This is a genomic window from Arthrobacter wenxiniae, assembly GCF_013376105.1.
Classification (GTDB): domain Bacteria; phylum Actinomycetota; class Actinomycetes; order Actinomycetales; family Micrococcaceae; genus Specibacter; species Specibacter wenxiniae.
Map to the genome: position 1 here is coordinate 1 of NZ_JAAMFM010000054.1, position 5,450 is coordinate 5,450.

Annotated in this window: 6 protein-coding genes; 2 read left to right on the top strand and 4 right to left on the bottom strand. The window is 67.9% G+C overall.

All coding sequences use genetic code 11. The features are described from left to right. The coding region (locus tag G6034_RS19220) for an IS630 family transposase (RefSeq protein WP_176636705.1) at positions 1-555 on the top strand (555 nt) is incomplete at its 5' end. A gap of 41 nt (positions 556-596) precedes the next feature. Here G6034_RS19220 and G6034_RS19225 read toward each other — a convergent pair. Both G6034_RS19225 and dapD read right to left on the bottom strand, forming a co-directional pair. Then, positions 597-1,496: a hypothetical protein gene (locus tag G6034_RS19225; RefSeq protein ID WP_176636706.1), complete on the bottom strand. Its 900-nt coding sequence runs from the start codon at positions 1,494-1,496 to the stop codon at positions 597-599. A 38-nt stretch (positions 1,497-1,534) separates the two neighbouring features. After that, positions 1,535-2,527, bottom strand: a complete 993-nt coding sequence (dapD, locus tag G6034_RS19230; RefSeq protein ID WP_176636707.1) for a 2,3,4,5-tetrahydropyridine-2,6-dicarboxylate N-succinyltransferase — start codon at positions 2,525-2,527, stop codon at positions 1,535-1,537. A gap of 94 nt (positions 2,528-2,621) precedes the next feature. Between dapD and dapE the strand changes: the two genes are divergently transcribed. Then, complete coding sequence (gene dapE / locus G6034_RS19235; RefSeq protein WP_176636708.1) at positions 2,622-3,746, top strand: succinyl-diaminopimelate desuccinylase; 1,125 nt, start codon at positions 2,622-2,624, stop codon at positions 3,744-3,746. 135 nt (positions 3,747-3,881) lie between these two features. Here dapE and G6034_RS19240 read toward each other — a convergent pair whose 3' ends face one another. Both G6034_RS19240 and G6034_RS19245 read right to left on the bottom strand, forming a co-directional pair. After that, a complete protein-coding gene (locus G6034_RS19240; RefSeq protein WP_176636709.1) occupies positions 3,882-4,724 on the bottom strand; it encodes an amino acid ABC transporter permease in 843 nt (280 codons plus the stop codon). Next, a complete protein-coding gene (locus tag G6034_RS19245; RefSeq protein ID WP_176636710.1) occupies positions 4,721-5,371 on the bottom strand; it encodes an ABC transporter permease subunit in 651 nt (216 codons plus the stop codon). Before G6034_RS19245 ends, G6034_RS19240 begins: the two co-directional genes overlap by 4 nt. Positions 5,372-5,450: the final 79 nt, after the last annotated feature.

The window sequence follows — 5,450 nt, forward strand, 5'->3', positions numbered from 1 at the left end:
AAGACCTCCATCCAGGCCCTGGACCGCACCCAGCCGTCCCTGCCCATGGTCAAGGGCCGCGGGGAGACAATGACGCACGACTACAAGCGCAACGGGACCACCACCCTCTTCGCCGCCCTGGAGGTCGCCACGGGCAAGGTCATCGGAACGTGCGTGCCCAAGCACCGCCACGACGAATTCCTGGCCTTCCTGAAGACCATTGAAAAGGAAGTCCCGAAGGGCCTGGAGATCCACCTGATCATCGACAACTACGCCACCCACAAGCACGCCAACGTCAAGGCCTGGCTGGGGAAGCATCCGCGGTTCCACCTGCACTTCACACCGACGTCCTCGTCCTGGCTGAACCTGGTCGAACGCTGGTTCCGCGACCTGACAGAGAAGGCCCTGCGCCGCGGAGTCTTCCAATCCGTGCCGGACCTGATCGAAAAAATCGAGGACTACATCCGCGCCAACAACGACAACCCGAAGCCGCTGATCTGGACCGCAACCGCCGAATCCATCCTCGAAAAAGTCAACCGCGGCCGCGTCGCACTTCAAGCCACCAAACAAAACTGAGACACCACACTAGGTGCTCACTCCGGGCCGGTTTTGAGCAACTAAGGCGTCACAGATGGGGCCGTCGCGAGCGTGACCTGCACGGTGCCGGCGGGACCGGCGGCGGCGGGCTGCCATCCGGCGTTGGTGCCGGTTTTCTGGTTGGTGTCGCCGCGGGTCCACTGGCGGCCGTTGTAGCCAACCTGGGTGATGCCAAGCTGGTGGGCATTCGCCACGGCCCACTGTGCCACGGCCCAGCCCGTCCTGTCGGTGACCTCCAGCAGCAGGGAGGAGGGCCCGCCGTCGGCCGCGGGGGCCGCCGCGACGGGTCCAAACACCGCGTTCAGGGCCTGTTCCACCGCCGTCGGCGTGCCTCCGGCCGTTGCCGGCGGGAGCGTGCAGCTCAACGCACCCTGCGAATGGCCCGTCAAGGCGGAGGCAAACGCGCGGGAGAGGTCCTCATGCTGGGCATACGCGTGGGGGGAGGCGGAACGCTGGACGATCTGGGCGGCGTCGTTCAGGGGCATGTCCACGTAGCCCGACACCTTCTCCAGCGCGTTGTAGAAGGCTGTGGCGGAGTACACCGGGTCCATGATCTGGGCGGCGGTGCCCCAGTCCTGCGACGGCCGCTGCTGGAACAGCCCCACCGAGTCCAGGTCCCCGTAGTCGATGTTGCGCAGCTTGGATTCCTGCAGGGCCGTGGCCAGGGCGATCGACGCGGCCCTGGCCGGCATGCCGCGCCGGACGGACAGGGCGCTGATGAGCGACGCGCTTTCCGTCTGGTCCACGGCCAGGGAATACGACTTGCCGTCCACGGTGGCCGTGCAGCCAATGGCCAGCGGCGGGGCAAACGCGTCACGCAGGTAGTTGGCCACCCAGAAGCCGCCGGCCACGAGGAGCGAGGCCGCCAGGGCGGTCACCGCCAGCCAGGCCACGAAGGCACGGCCGCGCCTACGGCTCACGGCCGCGCCCCGGGCCGGTGAAGGAGGTGCAAGCGTCCCTAGTTGCTGTGCAGCGAGTCGTTGAGCTCCACGGTGGACCCCTTGCGGGGGAGGACCTCAACCTCGCCGGAGCTGGAGTTGCGGCGGAAGAGCAGGTTGGGGGTGCCGGAGAGTTCGCTGGCCTTGACGATGATGGTGGTGTCCTCGCCGTCGTCGTTCTTGGGCCGCAGGACCCGCACCCGGGTGCCGGCGGTGACGTAGAGGCCGGCCTCGACCACGGAGTCGTCGCCGATGCTGATGCCCACGCCGGAGTTGGCCCCGAGCAGCACCCGCTCACCGAGGGAGATGCGCTCCTTGCCGCCGCCGGAGAGCATGCCCATGATGGACGCGCCGCCGCCGACGTCGGTGCCGTCGCCCACCACCACGCCGGCGGAAATGCGCCCTTCGACCATGGCGGTGCCCAAGGTGCCGGCGTTGAAGTTCACAAAGCCCTCGTGCATCACGGTGGTGCCTTCGGCCAGGTGGGCGCCCAGGCGGACGCGGTCGGCGTCGGCGATGCGCACTCCGGGGGGGAGGACGTAGTCCACCATGCGCGGGAACTTGTCGACGGAATACACTGTCACCACGCCGCGGCGGCGCAGGCGGGCGCGGGTCAGCTCAAAGCCGTCCACCGGGGCGGGCCCGAAGTTGGTCCACACCACGTTGTTGAGCTTGCCGAAGATGCCATCCAGGTTGATGGTGTTGGGCGCGACCAGGCGGTGGGAGAGCAGGTGCAGGCGCAGGTAGGCGTCAACGGCATCGGCCGGGGGCTCGTCCAGGTCGATCTGGGCGAACACGACGGTCGGGGTGACGCCCCGGTCGTCGTCCCGCCCGGGCACGGCCAGCGAGGTCAGCTCGGGGCCGGCCTCGCGGGCGGCCCCCAGGGCGTTGACTGAGGCGCCAAGTTCCGGGCTTGGGAACCAGACATCGAGGACAGATTCGTCGTCGGCGATGGAAGCCAGGCCGAATCCGTGGGCAGTGCGGTCTGCGGGGGTTGCTGGGTTCTGCGTCATGCATGAAGTCTATCGACCCGGTGCGCGCGCTCGAAACTGGCTCCCGCACGGCCGCGGCGGCCGACCCCGCAACCGCGCCCGGTAAACTTGGGCGGTGACTTACAACGACACCACACCTCCCGCTCCCCTCCACGCCGCACCGGCCACCCGGCTCGACCTGGCGGGCGATGTGGCCGAGCTGGCGGCCGCGCTGATGGACATTGAAAGCGTCTCCGGCAACGAGGCCGCGCTCGCCGACGCCGTGGAGGCCGCCCTGCGCGCCCTGCCGCACCTTGACGTGACCCGCAACGGCGACGCCGTGGTGGCCCGGACCGCTCTGGGCCGGGCCGAGCGAGTCATCCTGGCCGGACACATTGACACGGTCCCCCTGCCCACGGTGCCGGGATCCCGCGGCACGGTGCCGAGCTCCTGGGACGGCGAGGTGCTGTACGGCCGCGGCGCCACGGACATGAAGGGCGGCGTTGCCGTGCAACTGGCCATTGCCGCCACCGTGACGGAGCCCTGCAAGGACATCACGTTCATCTTTTACGACCACGAGGAAGTGGCGGCATCCAAGAGCGGCCTGGGGCGGCTGGTGCGCGAGCACCGGGAACTGCTCGACGCCACCTTCGGCATCCTGCTCGAACCCACCAATGGCACCGTGGAGGGCGGCTGCAACGGAACCATCCGCCTTGAGGCGACCACGCACGGCCTGGCCGCGCACTCGGCACGCGCCTGGATGGGGGAGAACGCCATCCACGCCGCCGCGCCCATCCTGGCCCGGCTCGCTGCCTACCAGCCTGCCACCGTCACCGTGGACGGCCTGGACTACCGGGAGTCCATGAACGTGGTCAGGATCCACGGTGGCACGGCCGGAAATGTGATCCCGGATGCCTGCGTGGTGGAAATCAACTACCGGTTCGCGCCGGACAAGTCGCCGGCACAGGCCGAGGCGCACGTGCGGGAGCTGTTGTCCGGCTTTGAGCTGGTCTGCACGGACTCGTCCGCCGGGGCCCGGCCGGGACTCAACTCGCCGGCCGCGGCGTCGTTCGTGGCGGCCGTGGGCCGCGAACCGCTGCCCAAGTACGGCTGGACCGATGTGGCCCGGCTGGGCGAGATCGGCATCCCGGCCGTGAACTTTGGCCCGGGCGACCCCCTCCTGGCCCACAGCGACAATGAGCACGTGGCGGCCGACGACATCCGCGCCTGCCTCGCCGCCCTCAGCCGCTGGCTGGGATAGCCGGGCTGAAACGCGTAAAGTGGCGGAGCCGGTGTTTTTTGTAGTCCGGCGTAAAGGAGACGCCAAAGGCCGCCCGCGGCCGACGCGTCGGATAGCCGGACGGAAGAACACCGGGCCGCCGCGCCTCCGCCGGGGTCAGCCGGCCACGCCAACCCTGGTCCTGACGACCTTGACGCGGCTGGACATCTTCGATTCCACGAGCTTGGCGATCCCGGAGAGGATCAGGCACAGGCCCACGTAGATGACTGCGGTGACCATGAGCGCCGGCACCACGGGGGAGCCGTACTGGCCCTGGGAACCCAGGAAGTTCGCGTAGTAGAGGACCTCGTTGTACGTGATCAGGAAGCCCAGCGCGGTGTCCTTGAGGATGACCACCAGCTGCGAGATGATCACGGGCAGCATGGAGCGTACCGCCTGCGGCAGCAGGATGATCCGCTGCACCTGGCCCTTGGACAGGCCGACGGCGAGGCCGGCCTCCCGCTGCCCCTTGGGCAGCGACTCGATGCCGGCCCGGAACACTTCGGCCAGGACCGAGCCGTTGTACAGGATCAAGCCCGTCACGACGGCGATGAACGGCGTGATGCCCTTCACGCCCGCGGAGGGCAGGCCGTAGTACATGATCATCATCAGGATCAGCAGCGGCACGGCGCGGAACAGCTCGGTGAACCAGTAGCACGGCACCCGGACCCAGCGGGAGTCCGCGAGGCGGCCGAAGGCGAGCAGGATGCCCAGGACCAGGCTGCCGACGGCGGCCACGGCGAAGGCCTTCAGCGTGGCACCGATGACCGTCAGGAACATTTGCTGGACACGCGGGAAGGTGAAGATTTCCCACTTCTTGGCCGTGAACTGGCCGGATTCATTGAACCTGAAGAGAATGAAGGCAATGATGCCGACCACCACAATGACGGTGGCAACGTTCAGGTAGACATTGCGGGTGCGTGCCTTGGGGCCGGGAACGTCAAAAAGTACTGAACTCATCGGGCCACCCTCCACTTCTTCTCGAGGTAGCGTTGCAGCGGCGTCAGGATGCCAAGGACCAGCACCACAAAGATCACGGCCACCCACAGCAGGCCCGGCAGCAGCGGCTCGCCGCGTTCGCTGAGGTAGGCGCGGATGGCACCGGCCTCGAACACGGAAAAGCCGGCGGCAACCGTGGTGTTCTTCAGCAGGGCAATGAACACGCTGAACAGCGGCGGCAGCACCGAGCGGAACGCCTGCGGCAGCACGATCAAGGTCAGGGTCTGCATGAACGGCAGGCCGATGGCGCGGGCGGCCTCGGACTGGCCCACCGCAACGGTGTTGATGCCGGAGCGGATGGCCTCGGAAACGTAGGTTGCCGTGTAGAGCGAGAGTCCGACGATGGCCGCATTCATGAAGCCGATTTCCGGCAGGCCCAGCTTGGGGTAACCGAGGGCAAAGAAGGCCAGGATCAGGGTCAGCGGCGTGTTGCGGACGGCGTTGACGTAAAGTGTTCCGGCCGCGCGCATGGCGGGGGCGGGGGACACCCGCATGCCGGCGACGACGGTGCCCAGGATCAGGGCGAAGAACGCGGAGATGACAAACAAGATGCCGGTGTTCTTGAAGCCGGTGACGAAGAGCCCGCTGTTGTCAATGAGTACATTCACAGTGCAGTGTCACTTTCAGTGATGTCGAGAGGACGAAACCGCAAGGTGGCGTGGCCGCCCCCCCCGCCCGCCCCCCCCC